The 19,540-nt window shown below is 72.9% G+C and carries 14 protein-coding genes; 7 read left to right on the forward strand and 7 right to left on the reverse strand.

From position 1 onward, the window contains the following. Positions 1–323: 323 nt before the first annotated feature. Positions 324–1,475 carry a serine/threonine-protein kinase gene (locus tag QQZ14_RS23335; RefSeq protein WP_284536827.1) on the forward strand — a complete coding sequence of 384 codons (1,152 nt, stop codon included), beginning with the start codon at positions 324–326 and terminating at the stop codon, positions 1,473–1,475. After that, complete coding sequence (locus tag QQZ14_RS23340; protein ID WP_284536828.1) at positions 1,472–1,918, forward strand: hypothetical protein; 447 nt, start codon at positions 1,472–1,474, stop codon at positions 1,916–1,918. The genes QQZ14_RS23335 and QQZ14_RS23340 overlap by 4 nt, the downstream gene beginning before the upstream one ends. Here QQZ14_RS23340 and QQZ14_RS23345 read toward each other — a convergent pair. Continuing rightward, positions 1,903–2,835, reverse strand: a complete 933-nt coding sequence (locus tag QQZ14_RS23345; protein WP_284536829.1) for a LysR family transcriptional regulator — start codon at positions 2,833–2,835, stop codon at positions 1,903–1,905. The genes QQZ14_RS23340 and QQZ14_RS23345 overlap by 16 nt on opposite strands. Before the next feature lie 76 nt (positions 2,836–2,911). Here QQZ14_RS23345 and QQZ14_RS23350 point away from each other — a divergent pair, with 76 nt between their 5' ends. The 4 genes from QQZ14_RS23350 to QQZ14_RS23365 are packed head-to-tail and all read left to right on the forward strand — an operon-like array spanning position 2,912 to position 9,479. Continuing rightward, positions 2,912–3,817, forward strand: a complete 906-nt coding sequence (locus QQZ14_RS23350) for a DMT family transporter (protein WP_284536830.1) — start codon at positions 2,912–2,914, stop codon at positions 3,815–3,817. Then, complete coding sequence (locus QQZ14_RS23355) at positions 3,814–4,116, forward strand: hypothetical protein (protein WP_284536831.1); 303 nt, start codon at positions 3,814–3,816, stop codon at positions 4,114–4,116. The genes QQZ14_RS23350 and QQZ14_RS23355 overlap by 4 nt, the downstream gene beginning before the upstream one ends. Before the next feature lie 40 nt (positions 4,117–4,156). Further along, complete coding sequence (locus QQZ14_RS23360) at positions 4,157–8,695, forward strand: ATP-dependent helicase (protein ID WP_284536832.1); 4,539 nt, start codon at positions 4,157–4,159, stop codon at positions 8,693–8,695. Continuing rightward, on the forward strand, positions 8,688–9,479 hold the full coding sequence (locus tag QQZ14_RS23365) for a DNA-formamidopyrimidine glycosylase family protein (protein WP_284536833.1): 792 nt from the start codon (positions 8,688–8,690) through the stop codon (positions 9,477–9,479). Before QQZ14_RS23360 ends, QQZ14_RS23365 begins: the two co-directional genes overlap by 8 nt. Before the next feature lie 4 nt (positions 9,480–9,483). On the opposite strand, the gene QQZ14_RS23370 is transcribed toward QQZ14_RS23365, so the two are convergent. Continuing rightward, entirely contained in the window at positions 9,484–9,753 is a 270-nt protein-coding gene (locus QQZ14_RS23370; RefSeq protein WP_284536834.1) for a helix-turn-helix domain-containing protein, read from the reverse strand. A 37-nt stretch (positions 9,754–9,790) separates the two neighbouring features. Continuing rightward, the gene (locus QQZ14_RS23375) at positions 9,791–10,279 is read right to left on the reverse strand and encodes a CinA family protein (RefSeq protein ID WP_284536835.1); all 489 of its coding nucleotides are present in this window, start codon (positions 10,277–10,279) and stop codon (positions 9,791–9,793) included. A 23-nt stretch (positions 10,280–10,302) separates the two neighbouring features. On the opposite strand from QQZ14_RS23375, the gene QQZ14_RS23380 reads away from it, so the two are divergent. After that, complete coding sequence (locus QQZ14_RS23380; RefSeq protein WP_284536836.1) at positions 10,303–12,072, forward strand: glycoside hydrolase family 15 protein; 1,770 nt, start codon at positions 10,303–10,305, stop codon at positions 12,070–12,072. Here QQZ14_RS23380 and QQZ14_RS23385 read toward each other — a convergent pair. From QQZ14_RS23385 to rimO, 4 genes are all read right to left on the reverse strand, one after another. Then, positions 12,059–14,839: an ExeM/NucH family extracellular endonuclease gene (locus tag QQZ14_RS23385; RefSeq protein ID WP_284536837.1), complete on the reverse strand. Its 2,781-nt coding sequence runs from the start codon at positions 14,837–14,839 to the stop codon at positions 12,059–12,061. The two genes, QQZ14_RS23380 and QQZ14_RS23385, sit on opposite strands and share 14 nt — an antisense overlap. Positions 14,840–14,914: 75 nt before the next feature. Beyond that, positions 14,915–17,239: a bifunctional metallophosphatase/5'-nucleotidase gene (locus QQZ14_RS23390; protein WP_284536838.1), complete on the reverse strand. Its 2,325-nt coding sequence runs from the start codon at positions 17,237–17,239 to the stop codon at positions 14,915–14,917. Positions 17,240–17,441: 202 nt separating this feature from the next. Beyond that, positions 17,442–18,053 carry a CDP-diacylglycerol--glycerol-3-phosphate 3-phosphatidyltransferase gene (pgsA, locus tag QQZ14_RS23395; protein ID WP_284536839.1) on the reverse strand — a complete coding sequence of 204 codons (612 nt, stop codon included), beginning with the start codon at positions 18,051–18,053 and terminating at the stop codon, positions 17,442–17,444. After that, positions 18,053–19,441: a 30S ribosomal protein S12 methylthiotransferase RimO gene (rimO, locus tag QQZ14_RS23400; RefSeq protein WP_284536955.1), complete on the reverse strand. Its 1,389-nt coding sequence runs from the start codon at positions 19,439–19,441 to the stop codon at positions 18,053–18,055. The genes pgsA and rimO overlap by 1 nt, the downstream gene beginning before the upstream one ends. Positions 19,442–19,540 lie beyond the last annotated feature (99 nt).

A 19,540-nucleotide genomic window follows, 5' to 3' on the forward strand; every position in this document is an offset into this window, starting at 1 on the left:
ACCATCCCGTACGTCCAGACCTGGCCCTCGTCGTCCCGCACGTAGATGACGACAGGCAGGCCGGCCTCCCAGCTGAACAGCACCAGCCTCTTCACCGGGGTGGGACGCCCGTCCGTCGGCCGTGGTTGCGCATCCCGATCGCGGTCGCTGTCCGACTCCGCCCGGTGCGGTCGCGGGACGTCATGCGGATGGAGCAAGCGGTTGCTCCATCCGGATGACCTCCCGCGAGTGTGACGTTGTCGATCCGCGGGGTTCGGTCGGACGCAGCGGGGTACAAGGAGACCTGTCACCGACGTCGGGGGACGTGCAGAGGGAGAACGATCATGGCCAGGCAGGCCGTCCTGCTCGGCGAGCGCTACGAGCTCGGCGAGCTCCTGGGCCGCGGCGGCATGGCCGACGTCTTCCGCGCCACCGACACGCTCCTGGGCCGCCCGGTCGCGGTCAAGGTCCTGCGGGACGGCACGGACGACCCCGCCGACCGCGCCCGGTTCACGGCCGAGGCCCGCACGCTCGCGCAGCTCTCCCACCGCGGCCTGGTCATGGTGCTCGACGCCGGCGTCGCCGGCACCGACACGGCCGACCGGCCGTTCCTCGTCATGGAGCTCGTCGACGGCCCCACCCTCGCGGCGGAGCTGGCTGCGGGCCCCCTCGACCGCGAGCGCGTCGGCGCGATCGGGGTCCAGCTCGCCGACGCCCTGGCCTACGCCCACGACCGCGGCGTCGTCCACCGTGACGTCAAGCCCGGCAACGTCCTCATCGGAGCCGACGACCGGGTCAAGCTCGCCGACTTCGGGATCGCCCGGCTGATCGGCGACACGGTCCGGCACACCCGGACCGGCCAGGCCATCGGGACCGCGGCGTACCTCGCCCCCGAGCAGGTGATGGGCCGCGACGTCGACGGGGCGGCGGACGTGTACTCGCTCGGCCTGGTGCTGCTGGAGGCCGTCACCGGCGAGCGGGCCTACCCCGGCACGCCCACGGAGGCCGCGATGGCCCGGCTCACCCGCGAGCCCGAGGTTCCGGCGCACCTCCCCGAGTCGTGGCAGCACCTCCTGCGCGCGATGACCGCGACCGAGCCGGCCGACCGGTGCTCGGCGGCCGAGGTCGCCGACCGGCTCCGCGCGCAGCCGGCCGTCGATGCGGCCACCACGGCCGTGCTCACCGAGCACCCGACGGCATACGCCGCCGCTGCCCCGCCGACGACCGCACCCCCTGGCCGTTCGCCCCGGACCGATGCCGCGGGCGAGGCGATCGCAGGCGCCGTACGCCGGGGTCTCGACCGGGCGCGTGCCCTCGAGCCGCACGAGCGCGGAGTGGCGGCGGCGGTCGCGTGCCTGCTCCTGCTCATCCTCGTCGTCGCAGTGGTCGCCGGTGGCGGCGGCGGGAACGGGAGCCGGAGCGACATCCCGCCGAACACTCCTCCGGCGCTCGAGCGGCCGCTGGCCGACCTGCACGACGCGGTGGAGGGCCGATGAGCAGGCAGCGACGCTCCCGCGCGCTCGTGGTCGCCGCGACGCTGGTCGCCCTGACCACGGGCTGCGGCGACGACAGCACCCCGGCGGACTCGGTCCCCGCGCTCTCGCGACAGCTCGACCGGGTCGACACCGCCATCGCCGGCGAGCGGTACGACGACGCGCGCACCGCCCTCGATGCCCTCACCGCGACCGCCGAGCGGGCCCGGACCGACGGCACCCTCGCAGATGCGGACGCCGACGCCATCCTCCGCGCGGCCGCGGCCCTGGCCGACCGGCTGCCGGAGGCCAGCGAGTCGCCGGAGCCGTCGACCACGCCGAGCCCCTCGTCCGTCGCCACCCAGAGCACGCCGGTCGAGCCCGACGACGAGGAGGACGTCCCGAAGGAGCACGGCAAGGGCAAGGGCCAGGGCCAGGGCAAAGCCCACGGTCACGACAAGGACTGAGCGCGCGAGCGGGTGGCAGCCACCTCGGCGGCCTCGCGCAACTGCTCGGCGACCGCCTCGACCGTGGGAGTCCGGGTCCTCCGGGTCAGCAGGAACACCTCGCGCCCGACGCCCCCGGACTCGAACGGCCGCACCGCCACGCCCGGTGGCTCGAAGCCGACGACCAGGTCCGGCAGCAGGGCACCGGCCCCCGTCGTACGCACCATCTCGAGAAGCAGGACGAAGTCGTCGGACGTGTAGCGGATGTCGGGCTCGAACCCTCCGATCGACCGGCAGGCCCGCAGGTGCATCGCGTAGTGGCCGGTGCCCGGCTGGCTGGTGGCCCACGGCAACCCGGCCAGGCTGGCGAGGCGGATCCGCTTGGCGTTCGCCAGCGGATGGTCGACCGGCAGCACGATGTTGATGCGCTCGCGCAGCGCGACCTCGCGCTGGAACTCCGGATGGATGGCGCGAGGCTGCGCGTCGTACTCGTCGCCGACGAGCAGGTCGAGCTGGTGCAGCCGCAGGTCGGGCAGGGCCTGTTCCACCTCGGTCTCGGTGGCCTCGAGCCGGATCGCCGGGTGCCGCTCCGCGAGCGCCCGGATGGCGGGCGCGACGATCCGCAGGAAGGCGGACTGGAAGGCTGCGACCCGGACGACGCCCGCCAGCCGCCCCGCGGAGACGGCGGCCACCTCGGCCGCGGCGGCCTCGACCCCCTCGAGGAGCCCGTCGGCGTGCCGGACCAGGACCTGCCCGGCCTCCGTCAGCCGGACGTTGCGCCCCACGCGCTCGAGAAGCGGCGTCCCGGCCTCGCGCTCGAGGGCCGACAGCTGCTGGGAGACCGCACTCGGGGTGTAGCCCAGCGCCTGCGCCGCGGCGTGGAGGGTGCCGCGCACGTGCACCTCGCGCAGCACGCGCAACCGCCGCAGGTCGATCATCTGTTCAGAATAACTGAACGACAGTCCGCACATATCGGCGATAGACCTGAACGATTCCGCCACCGAGACTGGAGGCATGGGATCGATCGCGTGCCTCCTCTCCGCCGTCGCCTTCGGCGTGATGGCGGTCTTCGCGAAGCTCGCGTACGACGACGGCGTGCAGCTCGACGCGCTGCTGCTGGTCCGCTTCGGTCTCGCCGGCCTCCTGCTGCTCGCCTTCTCCCGAGGACGGCTACGCCTCCTGACCCGGCGAGCGGTGGTCGTCGGCCTGCTGATGGGCGCCGTCGGGTACGCCGCCCAGGCCGGCCTCTACTTCGCCGCGCTGACCCGGGTCGACGCGTCCGAGGTGGCCCTGGTCTTCAGCGTCTATCCGCTCCTGGTGATGACGATGGCCGTGCTGACCCGGCGCGAGCCGCCGACCCGCCGCCGGGCCCTAGGCCTCGTGGTGGCGCTGACCGGTGTCGCGCTGGTGCTCGGCGGCGCGTCCGCGGGGACGTTCGACCTCGCCGGGTCGGCGTGCGCCCTCGGGTCGGCAGTCGTCTACACGGTCTACATCCTCGTCGGCGACCGGGTCGCGGGCACCGACCCGATCGCCTTCGCCACCCTCGTCTGCTGCGGGGCGTTCGCGACGTTCGCGGTGTGGTCGGGGCTGCACGGCGCGCCCGACCTGGCGTTCGCGGCCCGGGGCTGGCTCTGGCTCTCGCTGATCGCGCTGGTCAGCACCGTCGGCGCCATCCTGCTGTTCTTCGCCGGTCTCGCCCGGGTCGGGCCGTCGGTCGCCGCGCTCCTGTCGATCATCGAGCCCGTCGTCACGGTCACCGCAGCGGCCCTCGTGTTCGGCGAGTCGCTGTCGCCGCAGCAGGTGCTCGGCGGTGCGCTGGTGCTCGGGACGGTGCTGTTCGTCCAGTGGCCGGGCGGTCGGGACACCGGCCGTCGATCGGCGCCGGTGCAGATCGAACCGGAGCTACGATCGGTCTCATGAGGCCGCTGCCCGCGCTCGCGGCCCTGGTGCTGGCCGCGGGTGCGCTGAGCCCGGGCGTCGCCGCGCAGGCGCGGACGGCACCGGCGCCCGACCCCGTGCCGCCCGCCGCCCGGGCGCACCGGCACGTCGCACCGCCGTACCTCCCCGACGCCACGCGGCCGGTGCCGATCCCGCACGCTCAGCCGCACGGCCTGCCGCCGGTCCCGATCCCGCACGTGCACCAGCGAGATCCCCGTCCGGTGCCCATGCCGCAGCTCACCGAGCCGCCGGTCCCGCACCTCGAGCTGCCGCGGCGGTGACCCGCACCCGACTGTCGGTGCCGTGAGCAAGGATGGTCGGGTGGCAGCCCTCGACCGGTTCAGCGAGCCGACCCGCACCTGGTTCGGTGCGGCGTTCGCGACGCCCACGCCCGCCCAGGAGGGCGCCTGGGACGCGATCGGAGCCGGGCGGCACGCGCTCGTGGTCGCGCCGACCGGGTCGGGCAAGACGCTCAGCGCGTTCCTGTGGAGCCTCGACCGGCTGCTGACCACGCCGCCGCCCGAGGACAAGCGGCACCGCTGCCGCGTGCTCTACATCTCCCCGCTCAAGGCGCTGGGCGTCGACGTCGAGCGCAACCTGCGGGCCCCGCTGACCGGCATCCGCCACACCGCCGACCGGCTCGGCACCCCGGTGCCCGAGCTCCGGGTGGGCGTCCGGTCCGGTGACACCCCGGCCGCCGACCGACGCAAGCTGACCACCAGCCCGCCCGACATCCTGATCACCACGCCCGAGTCGCTGTTCCTGATGCTGACCAGCCAGGCCCGCGAGTCGCTGCGCGGCGTCGAGACCGTGATCGTCGACGAGGTGCACGCCGTCGCCGGCGGCAAGCGCGGCGCCCACCTCGCGGTCAGCCTCGAGCGCCTCGACGCGCTGCTGGAGCGGCCCGCCCAGCGCATCGGCCTCAGCGCGACCGTGCGCCCGCTCGAGGAGGTCGCCCGGTTCCTCGGCGGCACCGCCCCGGTCGAGATCGTGGCGCCGCCGAGCGAGAAGGAGTGGGACCTCAAGGTCGTCGTGCCCGTCGAGGACATGACGGCGCCGTCGGAGTACGACGAGGACAGCGACGACCCGCAGCGCGCCCAGTCGATCTGGCCGCACGTCGAGGAGCGGGTGGTCGACCTCGTCGAGCAGCACCGGTCCACGATCGTGTTCGCCAACTCCCGGCGGCTCGCCGAGCGGCTCACCGCCCGGCTCAACGAGATCGCGACGGAGCGGGCGGGTGACGGTGGTTTCGAGGCTCGCTCCGCTGGCACCTCAACCACCGTGGGTGCGCCCGCACACGTGATGGCGCAGTCCGGTCAGAGCCACGGCGCCCAGACCGTGATCGCCAAGGCCCACCACGGCTCGGTCTCCAAGGAGCAGCGGGCGCTCATCGAGGACGACCTCAAGCGCGGCCGGCTGCCCTGCGTGGTCGCGACCAGCAGCCTCGAGCTCGGCATCGACATGGGCGCGGTCGACCTGGTCATCCAGATCGAGAGCCCCCCGAGCGTGGCCAGCGCGCTCCAGCGGGTCGGCCGCGCCGGTCACCAGGTCGGCGAGGTGTCCCGCGGGGTGCTGTTCCCCAAGCACCGCGGCGACCTCGCCCAGACCGCGGTTGCGGTCGAGCGGATGCGCACCGGCGCGATCGAGTCGCTGCGGGTGCCCGCCAACCCGCTCGACGTGCTCGCCCAGCAGGTCGTCGCCGCCACCGCGCTCGACGCCTGGCCGGTCGACGAGCTCTACGACCTGGTGCGCCGCAGCGCGCCGTTCACCCAGTTGCCCCGCAGCGCCTACGACGCCACCCTCGACCTGCTCGCCGGCCGCTACCCCTCCGACGAGTTCGCCGAGCTGCGCCCCCGCATCGTCTGGGACCGCGTGACCGGCCTCCTCACCGGCCGCCCGGGCGCCCAGCGGCTGGCCGTCACCAGCGGCGGCACCATCCCCGACCGCGGGCTGTTCGGCGTGTTCCTCGTCGGCGGCACCGGCCCCGGCCGCCGGGTCGGCGAGCTCGACGAGGAGATGGTCTACGAGTCCCGGGTCGGCGACGTGTTCGCGCTCGGCGCGACCAGCTGGCGCATCGAGGACATCACCCACGACCGGGTGCTGGTGACGCCCGCGCCCGGGATCCCCGGCCGGCTGCCGTTCTGGAAGGGCGACACCCTCGGCCGCCCGGCCGAGCTGGGGGCCGCGATCGGCGCGTTCACCCGCGAACTGGCCGCCCTGCCGCGCGACCAGGCCACCGCGCGCGCCGTACGGGACGGGCTCGACGAGTACGCCGCCGGCAACCTGCTGACCTACCTCCACGAGCAGCTCGAGGCCACCAACGTGCTGCCCAGCGACCGCACCCTGCTCGTCGAGCGGTTCCGCGACGAGCTCGGCGACTGGCGCCTCGTCGTCCACTCCCCCTACGGCACCCCGGTGCACGCACCCTGGGCGCTGGCGATCAACGCCCGGCTGCGCGAGCGGTACGGCGTCGACGGCCAGGCCGTCGCCTCCGACGACGGCATCGTGATCCGCATCCCCGACACCGAGGCCGAGCCGCCCAGCGGCGACGTGATCGTGTTCGAGGCCGACGAGATCGAGGCCATCGTCACCACCGAGGTCGGCGGGTCCGCGCTGTTCGCCTCCCGGTTCCGCGAGTGTGCCGCCCGGGCCCTGCTGCTGCCCCGCCGCGACCCCGGCCGGCGCTCCCCGCTGTGGCAGCAGCGCCAGCGCTCGGCCGCCCTGCTCGAGGTGGCGGTGCAGTACCCGTCGTTCCCGATCGTGCTCGAGGCCGTGCGCGAGTGTCTCCAGGACGTCTACGACCTGCCCTCGCTGCTCGCGCTGATGCGCGGCGTCGAGCGGCGCGAGGTGCAGGTCGTCGACGTGTCGACCCAGGCGCCCTCACCGTTCGCGCGCAGCCTGCTGTTCGGCTACGTCGCCCAGTTCATGTACGAGGGCGACTCCCCCATCGCCGAGCGCCGGGCGGCGGCGCTCTCCCTCGACCAGGGGCTGCTCGCCGAGCTCCTCGGCCGCGCCGAGCTGCGCGAGCTGCTCGACCCCGAGGTGCTCGCCGAGGTCGAGGCCGAGCTGCAGCGGCTCGCCCCCGACCGCCGCGCCCGCGACGCCGAGGGTGTGGTCGACCTGGTCCGGCTGGTCGGCCCGCTCAGCACCAACGAGGTGGCCGCGCGCACCGTGCCGGGCGCCGACGTCGCCGAGTGGCTGGACGCACTCGCGCTCAGCCGCCGGCTCGTGCAGGTGCGGATGGCCGGCGAGGAGCGCTGGGCCGTGGTCGAGGACGCCGGCCGGCTGCGTGACGGGCTCGGTGTCCCGGTGCCGCCCGGCGTCGCCGACGTGTTCGCCGAGCCGGTGGCCGACCCGCTGGCCGACCTGGTCGCACGCCACGCCCGCACCCACGGACCGTTCACGACCGACGAGGTCGCCACCCGGCTCGGGCTCGGCGCCGCGGTCGTGCGCCACACCCTGCAGCGGCTCGCTGCCCAGGGACGGGTGCTCGACGGCGAGTTCCGCCCGTCCGGCAGCGGCACCGAGTGGTGCGACGCCGAGGTCCTGCGCCGGCTGCGGCGCCGCTCGCTGGCCCGGCTGCGCCAGGAGATCGAGCCGGTCGAGCCGGAGGCGCTCGGACGCTTCCTGGGGGCCTGGCAGCACGTGACCACCCGGGGCCGCCGCGGCGTCGACGGCGTGCTGGCCACGATCGACCAGCTCGCCGGCTGCTCGGTGCCCGCGTCCGCGCTCGAGCCGCTGGTGCTCGCCGCCCGGGTGCGGGACTACGAGCCGTCGTACCTCGACGAGCTGACCGCCTCGGGCGAGGTGCTGTGGGCCGGCCACGCCGCGCTCCCCGGGGCCGACGGCTGGGTGTCGCTGCACCTCGCCGACCAGGCGCACCTCACGCTGCCCGAGCCGCAGCCCTTCGAGCACTCCCCTGGATCTTGGGGAGAGCTCCACCAGGCCGTCCTCGACGCGCTCGCCCCCGGCGGCGCGTGGTTCTTCCGCCAGCTCTCCGACGCGGTGGGCTCCACCAACGACACGGCGCTCTCCGCGGCGATCTGGGACCTCGTCTGGGCCGGCCGGATCAGCAACGACACGCTCACCCCGCTGCGCGCGCTCACCCGCTCCGGCACCCCTGCCCATCGCACCCGGCGCCCGCCGCCGCGCGCCGGACGGCCGATCCGCACCGGGCCGCCCGAGACCGCCGGGCGTTGGGCGCTGCTGCCGGCCATCGACACCGACGCCACGCGCCGCGCCCACGCCACCGCCGAGCGGATGCTCGAGCGGCACGGCGTGGTCACCCGCGGCGCGGTCGTCGGCGAGCGCGTCCCGGGTGGGTTCGCCGCCGTCTACAAGGTGCTCTCGGCGTTCGAGGACTCCGGTCGCTGCCGGCGCGGCTACTTCGTCGCCGGCCTCGGCGCGGCGCAGTTCGGCTCCGCCGGCGCCGTCGACCGGCTGCGGACGTTCGCCGAGGTGCCGGCGGACGCCAAGCCCACCGCTCTCGCGCTCGCCGCGACCGACCCGGCGAACCCCTTCGGCGCGGCGCTCCCCTGGCCCGAGAGCGACGGGGGCCATCGGCCGGGCCGCAAGGCCGGCGCGATCGTGGTGCTCGTCGACGGCGTCCTCACGATGTACGTCGAGCGCGGCGGCCGCACGCTGCTCACCTGGTCCGACGACGCCGACCTGCTCGGTCCGGCCGCCGCGTCCCTCGCCGACGCCGCGCGCCGCGGCTCGCTGGGACGGATGACCGTCGAGCGCGCCGACGGCGAGCAGCTGCTCGGCTCCGGATCCACGCCCCTGCGCGAGGCGCTCCAGGGCGCCGGCTTCGTCGCCACCCCCCGGGGACTGCGGCTGCGGACGGTCGCCGGTGCCTGAGGGCGACGCCGTCTGGCGCACCGCCGAGCGGCTCCGCCGCGCGCTCGACGGGCAGCGCCTCGTGCGCGCCGACCTGCGGGTGCCTCAGCACGCCACCGCCGACCTGTCCGGCGGCACCGTGGTCGAGACCGTCTCCCGGGGCAAGCACCTGCTCACCCGCATCGAGCACGATGTGCCGTGGACCCTCCACACCCACCTCAAGATGGAGGGCTCGTGGCGTGTCTTCCGCGCCGGCGAGCGCTGGACTAGGCCCGCCCACCTCGCGCGGGTGGTGCTCGACGTCGGCAGCCGCAGCGCGGTCGGCTTCCAGCTCGGTGTGGTCGACCTGGTGCCCCGCGAGCGTGAGGCCGACCTGGTCGGCCACCTCGGCCCCGACCTGCTCGGCCCCGACTGGGACGAGCACGAGGCCGTACGCCGGCTCACCGCCGACCCGAGCCGCCCGCTCGGCGAGGCGCTGCTCGACCAGCGCAACCTCGCCGGCCTCGGCACGGTCTACCGCACCGAGCTCTGCTTCCTCACCGGCTACGACCCGCGCGACCCGGTCGCCGTCGTCGCCGACCCGCTGCGGATGGTGCGGCTGGCGCGCTCGATGCTCGACCAGAACCGCCACCAGCCCCAGATCTGCACCACCGGCGACAAGCGCCGGGGCCGCAGCCTCTGGGTCTACGGCCGTGCCGGCGAGCGCTGCCTGCGGTGCGGCACGGTGGTCGAGCACGACCACCTCGGCGAGCCGGGCCGCGAGCGCATCGCCTACTGGTGCCCGGCGTGCCAGCCGCGCCGCTGACCGATCAGGCGGCGGGCACGACCGCGAGCGCGGTCGCGGTCTCTTCCAGCGCGACCGCGTCGGAGACGTCGCGGAGCACGTCGGAGAGCGGGACGTCGAGTGCGGAGCACAGCGAGGCGAGCAGCTCGGAGGAGGCTTCCTTCTGGCCGCGTTCGATCTCGGAGATGTAGCCCAGGCTGACCCGGGCCTCGGCGGAGACCTCGCGCAGGGTCATGCCCCGCTGCAGCCGCAGGTCGCGGAGCACGTCGCCGAGAAGCCGACGGAACAGCACCATGCGCGTCTCCTTGGGTCGAAGGTCTGTGCGAACAACGCTACCGGAGGGTCGTTTCTTCCCGTCGGAGGACCGCCTCCAACGCCTCGAACGCCTCCTGGCAGGTGCGCTGCTGGATCTTGCCGCGGTCGCCGCTCAGCTCGAGCGCGACCGCCTCGAGCAGGCCCGGTCCGGCGATGCCGACGAACACGGTGCCCGGCGGCTTGCCCTCCTGCTCGGTGGGGCCGGCGACCCCGGTCGTCGAGAGCCCGTACGTCGCCCCCATCAGCGCACGCACTCCCGAGGCCATCGCGCGGGCGCACTCGGCGGACACCACGCCGTGCCGGTCGATGATCGACTGGTCGACCTCGAGCAGCGACGACTTGATCTCGGTGGCGTAGGTGACCACGCCGCCGAGGTAGGTCTCCGACGCGCCCGGGATGTCGGTGAGGGCGACCGCCAGCCGCCCCCCGGTCAGCGACTCGGCGGTGGCGATCGTGCTGCCGCCGGCGCGGAGCAGGAGGTGCACCCGGGTCAGGAGGTCCGTCACGGGGGCAAGGCTAGCCTCTGGCCATGGCGCTCCCGATTGCTGACTACGCCCTCATCGGCGACCGCCGGACCGGGGCGCTCGTCGGCACGAACGGCTCGATCGACTGGCTCTGCCTGCCCCGCTTCGACTCCTCGGCGTGCTTCGCGGGCCTCCTCGGCACCGACGAGCACGGCCACTGGCAGCTGTGCCCGGTCGACGACTACGAGGTGAGCCGCCGCTACGTCGGCGCCTCGTCGGCGCTGGAGACCACGTTCACCACCGCGACCGGGGTGGTGACGCTCACCGACGTGATGCCGCCGGGGGACGACCGGGCGGACGTGGTGCGCCGGGTCCGCGGGGTCAGCGGCACCGTGCGGATGCGCCACGAGTGGATGGTGCGCCTCGACTACGGCGCGATCCTGCCGTGGGTCCAGCGTGAGACCGTCGACGGTGAGGCGGTGATCACTGCGATCGGCGGTCCGGATCTCCTGGTGCTGCGCGGCCCTCGGCTCCCCCGAGCCAGCGATCACCGGCACACCGACGAGTTCGACGTCGCGGCCGACGCCGTACTCACGTTCTCGACGACCTGGCTGCCCTCCCACCTGCCCGTGGGCGACCTCGGGGTGCAGGACGATCGGGTCGACGCGTCGATCGCCGAGGAGCAGGACTGGGCCGGCCGCTGCCGCGCGGACATGCCGCATCCCGACCTCGTGCGGCGGTCACTGTCCACCTTGCGGCTGCTGACCGACGCGGAGACCGGCGGCATCGTGGCGGCCCCCACGACCTCTCTCCCCGAGGACCCGGGCGGGCAGCGCAACTGGGACTACCGCTTCTGCTGGCTGCGCGACGCGGCACTGACGATCGGGGCCCTGATCGAGGCGGGCTACACGGCCGAGGCCCAACTGTGGCGGGGGTGGCTGCTGCGGGCCGTCGCCGGCGACCCGGCCGACCTCCAGATCGTGTACGCCGTCGACGGCAGCAGGCGGCTGACCGAGGTCGACCTCCCCCACCTGCCCGGCTACGCCGACTCACGGCCGGTGCGGATCGGCAACGGTGCCTCGCTCCAGCGCCAGCTCGACGTCTTGGGCGAGGTGATGATCGCCCTGGAGCAGACCCGGCAGGCCACCGGTCACGCCGACCGCAGCGCGTGGGCGCTGCAGCGCGCGCTCGTCGAGAACCTCGCGAAGACCTGGCAGCAGCCCGACCACGGGCTGTGGGAGGTCCGCGGTCCGCAGCAGCGGTTCACCCACTCCCAGGCGATGGTGTGGGCGGCGTTCGACCGGGCGGTCCGCGCGATCGAGGACTTCGACCTCGACGGGCCGGTCGACGAGTGGCGCGAGCTGCGCGACACGGCCCGCGCGGAGGTGCTCGACCACGGGTTCGACCACGCGCGCGGGACGTTCGTGCAGCACTACGAGACGACCGAGGTCGACGCGTCACTGCTCGTGCTGCCCCAGATCGGGTTCATCGCCGGCGACGACCCCCGGATGCTGGGCACCATCGCCGCCATCGAGGAGGACCTGATCCGCGACGGGCTGGTGCTGCGCTACCGCACCGAGACCGGCGTCGACGGTCTGCCCGGCGACGAGCATCCGTTCCTGGCCTGCTCGTTCTGGCTGGTGTCGGCGTACGCCCGGGCCGGCCGGACCGACGACGCGCTCGCGCTCTTCGACCGCCTCTGCGGCCTGGCGAACGACGTCGGGCTCCTCCCCGAGGAGTACGACGCCGCGCGCACGAGGATGATCGGCAACTTCCCGCAGGCGTTCAGTCACCTGGCCCTCGTGCGCGCGGCGTTCGACCTCAGAACAGCTTGATCACCTTCACGTCGACTCCGGTGGTCGCCTCACCGAACGTGGCATCGCCCGAGTAGGCGACCTCGACGTGGTGGGTGCCGGCGTCCGCGAACCTGCCGAGCCGCAGCACGGCGTGCCCGTGCACGAGACGTGCCTGCGCGGTTCGTCCGTCGTACGTCGCCGTCACCGCGCCCGTGGGCACGCCGCCGTCCCCGGTGACCCGCACGACGAGCGTGACCGGCACCAGGTTCGCGATGGTCGTCGCGGGCACCGCCCGTGCTGTCACGGTGGCCCCGGCCTTGATCGCGGGCAGATCGATCCCGACGACCTCCGGGTCGTGGTCGGAGGCCCGGTAGGGGTCTGGCGCGTAGAAGTCGGTCGCGTTGTAGTTGTAGCGGCTGTACTCGAACGCGATCGACTCGTCGGCGTTGATGTTCCAGATGTCCACGCCGGTGACCATCGCCGCGGCCGCCGGACTGGCGAGCACGTGGTCGAGGGAGCCGGCCATGCCGTCGTAGCTGTACGTCGTCTCCTCCGGGTCGGTGGTCGACTCGAGGTTGTCGTAGCCGTCGCCGTACAGGACCTGGAGCGGGTCCTCCTGGGTGTAGGAGTTGAAGTCGCCGGTCAGGAACACCGCGTCTGTGTCGAGCCCTGCGGCGATCTCGGTGGCGAAGTCGCTGAGCGCCTCCGCCTGCGCGACGCGGTCCGGGTTGGCATTGCCCTGCCCGGTGCCGTCATCGACGCCGGAGCCCTTGGACTTGAAGTGGTTGACGATCACGGCGAACGCGTCGGAGTCCGGTGCGCCGGTGGCCTTGAAGCCCTGGGCGAGCGGCTGCCGCGCGTTGGCGAACGCCGCCGACCCGGTCAGCACGTGCGAGGGCCCGACCAGGGTCACGTCGGCGGGCTTGTAGATGAACGCCGTGCGGATCACGTCCTGCTCGGCGACCGTCGGCAGGTCGGCCGCGGCGGGCGACGGGGCGTACGCCCAGGTGCCCGCACCGGCGTCGGCGTTGAGCGCGTCGACGAGCGTCGAGAGCGCGTAGTCCCGGTCGAGGCCGAACTTCACCGAGTTCTCGATCTCCTCCAGCGACACGATGCTCGCGCCGAGGTGGTCGATCGCCGCGACGATCTTGGCCTGCTGACGCGCGAGGTTGACGTCGTCCGCCGCCCCGCGGGGACCGGGTGAGGCGTCGGTGCCGCAGCGGTTGACGGTGATGTGGTTGCCGGCGCGGTCGTTGTAGTACGTGCAGGTCCCGAGACCGGCGGCCTCGTAGTCGGCACCGGTGGTCGGGAAGTAGTTGAGCACGTTGAACGTCGCCAGCCGGATGTCGCCGCCAACCGGCTCGGGTGCGGCAGTGCGGGTGTCGGTGAAGGTGGCCACGTCCGCTCCGTCGCCGGTCACCTGGCTGGTGGGCTGGAGGTTCCACATGCCAAAGCGGTACTCCAGCACCAGCGGCTGGTGGAACGTGACCGCCGAGCCGATCCGCACCGGGTTGGACTTCGACAGCCACGGCAGCGGGATGCTCTTGTTGGCGGCGGAGCTGAAGTTGATGCTCGCGCCGTCGTCGAGAGTGATCGTCCGGGCGGCGTTCTCGGCCTGGACCGCGGCGATCGCGGCCGTGTCCTGGGCGTCGGCGACGTCGGTCGGCTGGACCAGGGGGTGATCTCCGGCTGCGAGCGTGAACGAGGCGTAGAAGTTGGTGTCGTAGTTGTCGCTGACCGTGAAGTCGCCCTGCGGGACCACGAGCTCGCCCTCGTGCGACTCCTTCTCCGCCGCGGTGTCGAGCTCGGACCACGGCGCCGTCAGCGGCGTCACCGTGCCCAGCGGGGTCGGCAGCACCGTGACGTCCTCGGCGGCCGGGGTGATCTCGGTGGTCCCGTTGAACTCGCTGACCTTGCCCGTCACCTCCACGCTGTCACCGACGGCGACCTTGGCGGTCGCGGCCGAGCCGTAGACGAACACGGCGTCGGAGGCCCCCGGGGTGTCGGGACTGCCGGGCGTCTCGATGTAGAACCCGTCGTAGCCACCGGTCGGGTACGCCGCGGTCACGACGCCCTCGGTGGTCACCGGGTCCCCGACCAGCGGCGAGACGTCACCGGTGCCCTGGATCTCCGCGATGGTCGCCTCGGTCGGCTCGGCCGGCGGCTCCGGGTCGGTGGGGCCTGCGGCCTCGGGCGTGGGTGCACCTGCCGCGAACTCGTCCGCGTTGTTGTCGTTGTCGGCCTTGGTGCGGCTGCTCGAGGTGGTGTTGCTCAGGCCCGCGGCCTTGGCGGTCTCGTAGGTGTTGCTGTTGACCCCGACCAGGTCGACGATGCCGTCGCGTACGGCGGTGCCGTCCGCGGCCGGGTTGAGCGCGGTCGTGCCGGAGGCCAGCCAGACCGTGAAGGCCGTTCCGCTCATCGCGATCGTGCCGGTGGCGTCCGGCGTCGGCAGGGCCGTCGTGCCGCCCGCGCCCACGGCCTCCTGGATCAGGTAGTGGCCACCGGCGGGGACGGTGCCGCTCAGCGCGGTGACGCCGGACGCGGCCGCGGTCCCGCCGCTGCTGCGGTACTGCACCGACATGCCGTCGACGCTGATCGGCGCCGACGTCGGGTTGTAGAGCTCGATGAAGTCGTTGGTGTAGGTGGCGCCGGAGTTGCCCCCGCCGCCGTACACCTCGCTGATGACCAGGCCGGTGCTCGCGGCCTGGGCGGTGGGAAGCGGGGCCAGCGTGAGGCCGGCGACCGCCGCAGCGAGGGTGGCGACTGCCGCCAGACCTCGTCGCGACGCCCGGGACGTCGTGGACATGGGAAGCCTTCCGAGTGGGGTGTAGGGGATCCGTCGTCGGGGGCCGCCTCACGGCGGGCCCCGACAGACGACGTACTACTTCTTGACGACAGTGATGCTCAGGGTCGTCGACGACCGCATGATCGAGTCGTTGCCGAGATACCGCACCGTAACGCTCTTCCTGCCGACCTTGCCGTACGGCTTCAGCTTGACGACGGCCGCCCCGTTCTTGAGGGTCGCGGTGTAGGCGTTGCCGCCGGTCCTGATGACGACCTTGCCGTGCGCGGCCGCGCCGCCGGAGGTGACCTGCACGCTGATGGTCGGGCGGGTCTTGCCGACGACGGCCTTCGTGGGCTTGGCCGTGGCGGACACCGACGAGAAGGCCTTCTTGAACGTCACCGGCACCGCCACGGTGGTGCCGGTCGTGGCGCCGGTCACGGTCAGGGTGTGATCGCCCGGCTGCACGGACGCGGGCAGCGTCACCTGCACCTGGGCCACGCCGGTCTCGTCGAACTGCCCGTCGGGGACCGTGCTGTCGACCGGGAACTCGCCGAGCTGCACCTCACCGAGCGACACGCTCACCGTGTCGTCCTTGACGTCCGACGCGTTCGAGAACGCCAGCGAGGACAGCCCGAAGGAGACCGTCCGGCTGCGGTAGACCGACGTGCCCGACGGGTAGCTCACGCCGACCGCATGCTGCTGGTACGACGGCTCGAGCGGGGTCTCCGACGCGAAGGTGTCGAGGTAGTCGACCATCGCCTGCAGGTCGGTCTTGCCGGTGTCACTGTGAGTGGCGGCCTCCTTGAACACGGCGAAGTTGTCGCCACCGCTGGACAGGAACGAGTTCGCCGTGACCGAGTAGGTCACCGCGGGCCGGATCGGCTCGCCGTTGAGCCACATCTGCTGCACGTGCTCGCCAGCGGGAGCGGCGGGCTCGTAGGTGTAGGTGAAGCCGTCGGACGTGCCGAGCTTGAGGAACGGCCGCGAGGAGCCCTCGGGCTGCCACTGCTGCTCGAGCATCGTCTTGATCTGGGCGCCCGTCATGTCCATGTTCACCAGCGTGTTGGCGAACGGCTGGGCCGTCGCCGCCTGCTTGTAGGTGAGGGTCGCCGGGTAGCCGTTCTCGTTGAGACCGAGCAGGTCCTGACGCAGCCCACCCGGGTTCATGACGGCGAGCTGGGCACTCCCGGCCTCGGGGCTCGACGTCGCCCACCGCTGCACCTCGGCGACCATGTTGCCCTGGGTCGACTCGCCACCGCGGTTGACCGTGGTGCCGTCGGCGAGCCTCGCGAGCTTGAACGGCGCAGCGATCTCTCCGAGCGGCTTGGCACCGAGCACCTCCGCCTGGCCGACCGCGTCGTCGACGATCTTCTGCACGCCAGCGTCCGTCGGGTAGACGGGTGCGATCACGCCGTCCTTGTTGGTGACCAGCGGGAGCAGGTTCTGCTCGACACCGAGCACGTCTTGGGTGGTGGGGTCGAGGGAGAAGACGAGCTGGTTGAGGTTCATGCCGTACTGACCGGCCGAGACCACCGGACGCTCGGTGAGCGCGCGGCCCGACCAGCCGGCCACCGGGAACTTGCAGTTGTACGCGAGGTGGGTGTGCCCGGAGATGATCGCGTCGACGTTGTCGTCGACGCCGGTGATGATGCTGCCGAAGTCGGAGGCCGGGTCGTCGTCCATCGTCGCGCAGTCGGTGCCCGACGCACCCTCGTGGACCAGCAGGACCACGATGTCCGCGCCGTCCGCCTTGAGGTCGTCAGCGGTCTTGTTCGCCGCGGCGACGATGTCGGTCACCTCGAGGTCGGCGATGCCCGCCGGAGAGACGAGCTCACCGAGGTGCTCGGTGACCGCGCCCACGAAGCCGACCTGGACGTCGCCGAAGTCCTTGATCCAGGACTCAGGGACAGCCGGGTTGCCGGTCGCCTTCACCTTCACGTTGGCGCTGATGTACTGCCACTGGGCACCGCCGTAGGGGTTGGTGTCGGCGTTGTACGGCGCCATCACCCGGTTGAGCAGGTCGTCGTACCCCTTGTCGAACTCGTGGTTGCCGACTGCCGAGACCTCGAGGCCGGCCGCGTTCAGCGCGTCGATGGTCGGCTTGTCCTGGGCGATGAACGACGTGAACGTCGAGGCACCGATCAGGTCGCCGGCGGCGGCGAAGACGGTGTCGGGGTGCTCGCCGCGGAGCTGGTTGACCGCGCCGGCGAGCTCGCCGGCCCCGCCGAACAGGTCGTACTTGCTGAGGCTCTGTTCGACCCGACCGTGGAAGTCGTTGATGCCGAGGATCTGGATGTCGACGGGGTCGGCGGCGTGGGCAGCGGGGCTGACCAACGTGGTGGACGTCGCGACGAGCGCGAGCCCGGCGGTGGCGGTCAGGGCACGGATGCCCCGTCGCGCCCGAGTACTACTGGTGGGCACTAGATGGACCTTTCGACTGGTGGAGAAAGGGTGGTGCCTGGAACCTAACCCCACGCCGCCGGAAGAAATCCAGAGTCCAAGTGCCCAGGACGTAACGGTTCGGCTACCAACGGATGGCGACCGCAAAGAATGCTGTTCAGCTCACAGTTTGCAACGGCAGAAGTCGCCGATGCCGGGATCTTCGACCGGGCAGATGTCGCTGTCAGGCCGAGCGGAGCTGGTGGCGCTGCTTCCAGACCCCGTGGAAGAACTCCCAGCCCGACCACAGGGTCAGCGCGACGGCCACGGCGAGGCACGCCTGGGCGACGTAGAACAGCACGTCGCCGGGCACCTCGGCCCAGCCCGGCAGGTCGGTGTCGCGCAGCGGCAGGCACAGGGTGCCGAGTGCGAGCGCCTGGAAGGTGGTCTTCAGCTTGCCGAGGTCGGCCGCCGCGATCACGACCTTCTTCAGGATCGAGAGCCGCAGCAGCGTGACGCTCCACTCGCGCACCAGCACCACGATCGTCACCCACCACCACACGTCGCCGACCACGGACAGCCCGATCAGAGCCATCCCGGTGATCGCCTTGTCCGCGATCGGGTCGGCGATCTTGCCGAAGTTCGTGACGAGGTTGTGCTTGCGAGCCAGGTCGCCGTCGATCTTGTCGGTGATCATCGCGAGCCCGAACAGCACGTAGGCGATACAGCGCCACAGGATCGAGTCGCCGCCGTCGACGAGCAGCGCCCACCCGAAGAACGGGACCATCACGATCCGGAGGGTGGTCAGCACGTTGGGCACGTTCCAGTTGCTGGGCGGTGCCTGCACCTCGGCCATCACAGCGCCCTCGCGTAGAGGTCGGCGCCCTCGCTGTCGACGACCACGGCGCGCACCAGGTCGCCCACCTGCGGCCCAGGCTCGATCAGGTACGTCGAGCCGTCGACCTCGGGGCCCTGGTGGGCGGCGCGGCCCTCGACCGCCCCGTCGACCGCTGCGTCGTCGACGCGCTCGACGAGCACCTCGACCTCCTCGCCGACGCGGTCCGCGGCCCGCTGGGAGGTGAGCTCCTCGACCAGCGCCGTCACGTGCTCCACGCGCACCCGGACCTCGTCGTCGTCGAGCTTGCCGTCGTACGTCGCGGCCTCGGTGCCGTCCTCGTCGGAGTAGCCGAACACCCCGGTGACGTCGAGACGCGCGGCGACCAGGAAGTCGCACAGGACCTCGAGGTCCTCCTCGGTCTCGCCGGGGAACCCCACGATGACGTTGCTACGGACGCCGGCCGCCGGCGCGAGGCCGCGGACCTGCTCGAGCAGCGCCAGGAAGCTGTCCGGGTCGCCGAAGCGGCGCATCCGGCGCAGCACAGTGGCGCTGGCGTGCTGGAACGACAGGTCGAAGTACGGCGCAACGCCCGGCGTCCCGGCGATGGCCGAGATCAGTCCGGGGCGGGTCTCGGCGGGCTGCAGGTAGGAGACCCGCACCCGCTCGACGCCGTCGACGGCCGCCAGCTCGGGCAGCAGCGTCTCGAGGAGCCGCAGGTCGCCGAGGTCCTTGCCGTAGGACGTGGAGTTCTCGCTGACCAGGAACAGCTCGCGGACGCCCTGCTCCCCCAGCCAGCGGGCCTCCTGCAGCACGTCGCTGGGCCGGCGGCTCACGAACGAGCCGCGGAAGGACGGGATCGCGCAGAACGAGCAGCGCCGGTCGCAGCCGCTCGCGAGCTTGAGCGCGGCCGTGGGACCGGGGTCGAGGCGCCGCCGTACGGAGGCCGGCCCGGAGGCGTGCCCGGGCACCGGGGTCGTGGACAGGGCGCGCTCGACCGGCGTGATCGGGAGCAGCGTGCGCCGGTCGTGCGGCGTGTGCGCCTCGTGGTGCTCCCCCGCGACGATCGACCGGAGCCGGGCCGCGATGTCGGGGTAGTCGTCGAACCCGAGCACCGCGTCGGCCTCGGGCAGCGACGCCGCGAGGTCCTTGCCGTAGCGCTCGGCCATGCAGCCCACCGCCACGACCGCCTGCGGGCGGCCGTGCTCCTTGAGGTCGGCGGCCTGGAGCAGCGTGTCGACCGAGTCCTTCTTGGCGGCCTCGACGAAGCCGCAGGTGTTGACGACGACCGTGTCGGCGTCGGCGGGATCCTCGACGAGACGGAAGCCGTCCGCCTCCAGACGGCCGGCCAGCTCCTCGGAGTCGACCTCGTTGCGCGCGCAGCCGAGGGTCACCATCGCCACCGACAGCAGGTCGCGGACGGGGACAGGGCTCGAGTCAGTGGTCATGGTCGTCCCCGAGTATGTCAACCGAGCAGCAGGGCGTCGAAACGACGACCCCGCCCCCTC

Source organism: Nocardioides sp. T2.26MG-1 (assembly GCF_950101795.1).
Taxonomy (GTDB): Bacteria; Actinomycetota; Actinomycetes; order Propionibacteriales; family Nocardioidaceae; genus Nocardioides.

What these genes read in the sequence shown, in the direction of transcription:
- QQZ14_RS23345 (WP_284536829.1), bottom strand. Translation starts at nt 2,835, where the DNA reads ATGATCGACCTGCGGCGGTTGCGCGTGCTGCGCGAGGTGCACGTGCGC.
- QQZ14_RS23380 (WP_284536836.1), top strand. Translation starts at nt 10,303, where the DNA reads ATGGCGCTCCCGATTGCTGACTACGCCCTCATCGGCGACCGCCGGACC.
- QQZ14_RS23335 (WP_284536827.1), top strand. Translation starts at nt 324, where the DNA reads ATGGCCAGGCAGGCCGTCCTGCTCGGCGAGCGCTACGAGCTCGGCGAG.
- QQZ14_RS23350 (WP_284536830.1), top strand. Translation starts at nt 2,912, where the DNA reads ATGGGATCGATCGCGTGCCTCCTCTCCGCCGTCGCCTTCGGCGTGATG.
- QQZ14_RS23370 (WP_284536834.1), bottom strand. Translation starts at nt 9,753, where the DNA reads ATGGTGCTGTTCCGTCGGCTTCTCGGCGACGTGCTCCGCGACCTGCGG.
- pgsA (WP_284536839.1), bottom strand. Translation starts at nt 18,053, where the DNA reads ATGGCCGAGGTGCAGGCACCGCCCAGCAACTGGAACGTGCCCAACGTG.
- QQZ14_RS23355 (WP_284536831.1), top strand. Translation starts at nt 3,814, where the DNA reads ATGAGGCCGCTGCCCGCGCTCGCGGCCCTGGTGCTGGCCGCGGGTGCG.
- QQZ14_RS23385 (WP_284536837.1), bottom strand. Translation starts at nt 14,839, where the DNA reads ATGTCCACGACGTCCCGGGCGTCGCGACGAGGTCTGGCGGCAGTCGCC.
- QQZ14_RS23340 (WP_284536828.1), top strand. Translation starts at nt 1,472, where the DNA reads ATGAGCAGGCAGCGACGCTCCCGCGCGCTCGTGGTCGCCGCGACGCTG.